Source organism: Kitasatospora sp. NPDC056327 (genome assembly GCF_042261735.1).
Taxonomy (GTDB): Bacteria; Actinomycetota; Actinomycetes; order Streptomycetales; family Streptomycetaceae; genus Kitasatospora.
This window is the reverse complement of the sequence record NZ_JBHJRC010000316.1, coordinates 6,384-9,464: the sequence shown is the minus strand read 5'-3', so window position 1 is coordinate 9,464 and position 3,081 is coordinate 6,384. Positions and strand designations below refer to the sequence as shown.

The window sequence follows — 3,081 nt, the reverse complement described above, 5'->3', positions numbered from 1 at the left end:
GCCCGCACCCGGGGAGGGTGGGGGCCCGTTCCGGGCGTTCACGGCGTCAGCGCGACTGCTGGGCGGGCACGCCCATGGAGTCGTCGTTCGGCAGCGAGGCGGCGGCCACGGCGGCACCGGTCAGCGTCGCTAGCATCTCGCGGACGTTGGTCAGCTGGGCGTTGATGCTGTCGCGGCGGTTGGTGAGCGCCGCCAGCTCGCGCTCGGACTCGCTGCGGATCCGGTCGGCCTTGGCGTTGGCGTCGGCCACGATGTCCTCGGACTGGCGCTGGGCCGTCTCGACGGTCTGGCGGGCGCGGCGCTCGGCGTCGGTGCGCAGCTTCTCGGCCTCCAGGCGCAGCTGCTCGGCCCGGTGCTCGATCTCGGCCAGCCGCTTCTCGGCCTTGGCCTGACGGGCGGCCAGGTCCCGCTCGGACTGCTCGCGGCGCTTGGCCAGGTTGGTCTCGAACTCCAGCGCGGCCTGGGCGGCCTTGGTGCGGGTCTCCTCGAAGAGGGCGTCCGCCTCCTCGCGCTTGTTCTGGGCGTCCTTGTTGGCCTCGGCGCGCAGCTGGGCGGAGTCGCTCTTGGCCTTGTCGACGATCCGCAGACCCTCGTCCTCCGCCTTGGCCTTGCGGTCCTTGGCGTAGTTCTCGGCCTCGGTGCGCACCTGCTGGGCGGCGGCCTCGGCGAGCTCGCGGTGCTGCTCGGCGGCGCGGTGCGCCTCCTCGCGCAGGTCCTTGGCCTCCTCCTCGGCGAGCCGCAGGATCTTCTCGACCCGGGCACCGAGACCGGCGTACGACGGCTCCGACTCCGCGACCGCCGCCTGGGCGGTCTGGGTCTCCAGGTGGAGCTCCTCGATGCGCTTCTCAAGGGCGCTGATCCGGGTCAAGGCACTGTCACGGTCGGCCACCAGCTTGGTGATCCGCTCGTCGACCTGGGCGCGCTCGTACCCACGGCGCACCAGGTCGAAGCCGTGAGGGGAGTGACTGTCGCTCATGGGGTTCTGGGCTTCCTGTCGTCAAACCGCTGAGGTGGTTGAGGGAATCCTGACACGGTACCGGAGTGTCGGCGCCGAAACGCCGTTGTCCCGCGGACAATGTCCGCTCAATCGGGTGGTGCGTTCTTGGAGCGATTGCCACCCGACCGGGGAGAGCCAATTCCGGCACCCGCCTTGGCACCCCCGTCCTTCTTGGTGCTGCTTCCCCCGTTGGCCTGCGCGACCGGTGACGGCGCCTCGAAGGCCTCCAGGGCGGACAGCACGTCCTGGACCCTGGAGATCTCGGTGTTGATGTCCTTGCGGCGGCGCACCAGTTCGTCCAGCTCGCGCCGGCCCTCGTCGGTGGCCCGCTGCGCCTCGGCCCGCGCCTCGGCGAGCAGCCGCTCGGCCTCCGCCTTCGCCAGCTCGATCTGCTCGTCGGCGGCCCGGTCGGCGGCCCGCAGCCGCTTCTCGGCCTCGGCCGACGCCGACTCCAGCCGCTCCTCCGCCTCGTCCTGCGAGGACTTCAGCTTGGCCTCGGCCTTGATGATCAGGGCCTCGGCGCGGTCGGTGGAGCTGGCGAGCTTGGTCTCGGCCTCCTTCAGCAGGCCCTCGGCCTTGCGGACGGCGGAGAGCCGGACCTTGCTGGCCTCGGCGGAGGCCTCCGAGGTCAGCTCGTTGGCGCGGTCCTCGGCGGCCGCGACCAGCGCCGCCGCCCGGTCCTCGGCCTCGGCGACGGTCGCCACCGCCTGGTCCTCGGCCTCGGTCAGCTGTTCCTGGGCGGCCGTCACCAGGGCGTCCACCCGCTCGCCGGCCGACTTCATGGCCTGCGCGTTCTCCTTGCGGGCGCGCTCGTGCAGGGCCTCCACCTCGGCGTCGGTGCGCTCGCGCAGCTCCTCGGCGCGCTCGCGGATCGCGGTGGCGTCCCGGCGGGCCTCGGAGAGCAGCGCGTCGGCGTCGGCGCGGCCCTTCTCGACGGCCTCCTGCCCGCCGGCCTCGCCGGCCGCGACCAGCCGGTCCGCCTCCTTGCGGGCGGCGGCGACCATCGCGTCGGCCTGCTCCTCGGCGGCGGCGGTGGTCGCCAGTGCGGTGGTGCGGGCGTCCTCGCCGAGCGACTCGGCGTCCGCGAAGGCCTTCTCCAGCACGGACTTGGCACGCCGGCGGGTGGCCTTGTCGAACTGCTCGGCGGCCTCGCGGGTCTCGGCGTCGTAGGCGTCGGCGCGGCCGTGGGCGGCCGTGTCGTACTCGTCGGCGAGGGTGCGGGTGGCGAGCGCGTACTCCTCGGCCTCGGTGCGCAGCGCGGCGGCGAAGTCCTCCGCGTCGGCGACGGTGGCGGCGGCCCGCTCCTCGCCGGCGGCCACCGTCCGGGAGGCGAGCTCCCCGGCCTCGGCGAGCTGCTGCTCGGCGGCGTCCTGGGCGGCGCGCAGGGTGTCCTCGGCGTCGGTGCGCAGCTGCTCGTCGTAGGCCTGTGCCTCGGCGCGCAGGCGGCCCAGTTCGGCCTCGGCGGCCTCGCGGTCGGCGAGCAGTTCCAGCTCGGTCTGCTCGCGCAGGGCCGTCGTCTCGGCGTCCGTGCGGGCCCGCAGGTCGGTGGTCTCGCGCTCGGCCAGCGCGCGCAGCTCGGCCACCTCGTGCCCGGCGGTGGCCCGCAGCTCGGCGGTCTCCCGGTCGGCCAGCGCGCGCAGTTCGGTGGTCTCCCGGTCGGCGGTGTCGCGCACCTGGGCGGCGGCCCGCTCGGCCTGCTCGCGCAGCTCCTCGGCGTCCCGCTCGGCGGTGGCCCGGAGCTCGGCGATCTGCTGCGAGGCGGTCTCGTGCAGCCCGGCCACCGACTGGCGGACCTCGGCGGCCTCGTCCTCGGCGGCCTCGACCAGCCCGAGGGCCTCGTGCTGCGCGGCGTCGACCAGTTCGGCGGCCTCGGCCCGGGCGGCCGTGACGAGGTCCTCGCCGTCCTTCCTGGCCTGCTCCAGCACCTCGCCGGCCTGGGTCCGGATCCCGGCGGCGGTGGCGCGGGCCTCGGACAGCTCCCGGCCGGCCTCGGCACGGACCGTCCCGGCCTGCTCCTCGGCGAGCGCCAGCTCCGCCGCGCCGCGCTCGCGCAGCCCCTTGGCGGTGGCCTCGGCTTCGGCGCG

1 protein-coding gene and 1 pseudogene are annotated in these 3,081 nt (G+C 75.0%); both read right to left on the bottom strand.

Annotated elements, in window-relative coordinates:
• Positions 1–46 precede the first annotated feature (46 nt).
• Complete coding sequence (locus ACFCX4_RS31030; protein WP_376149722.1) at positions 47–976, bottom strand: cellulose-binding protein; 930 nt, start codon at positions 974–976, stop codon at positions 47–49.
• Between the two features lie 107 nt (positions 977–1,083).
• Positions 1,084–3,081 (bottom strand): annotated as a pseudogene (locus tag ACFCX4_RS31025) (hypothetical protein); the annotation flags it as partial.

Coding starts and splice junctions, on each gene's coding strand:
- ACFCX4_RS31030 (WP_376149722.1), bottom strand. CDS start 976: ATGAGCGACAGTCACTCCCCTCACGGCTTCGACCTGGTGCGCCGTGGG.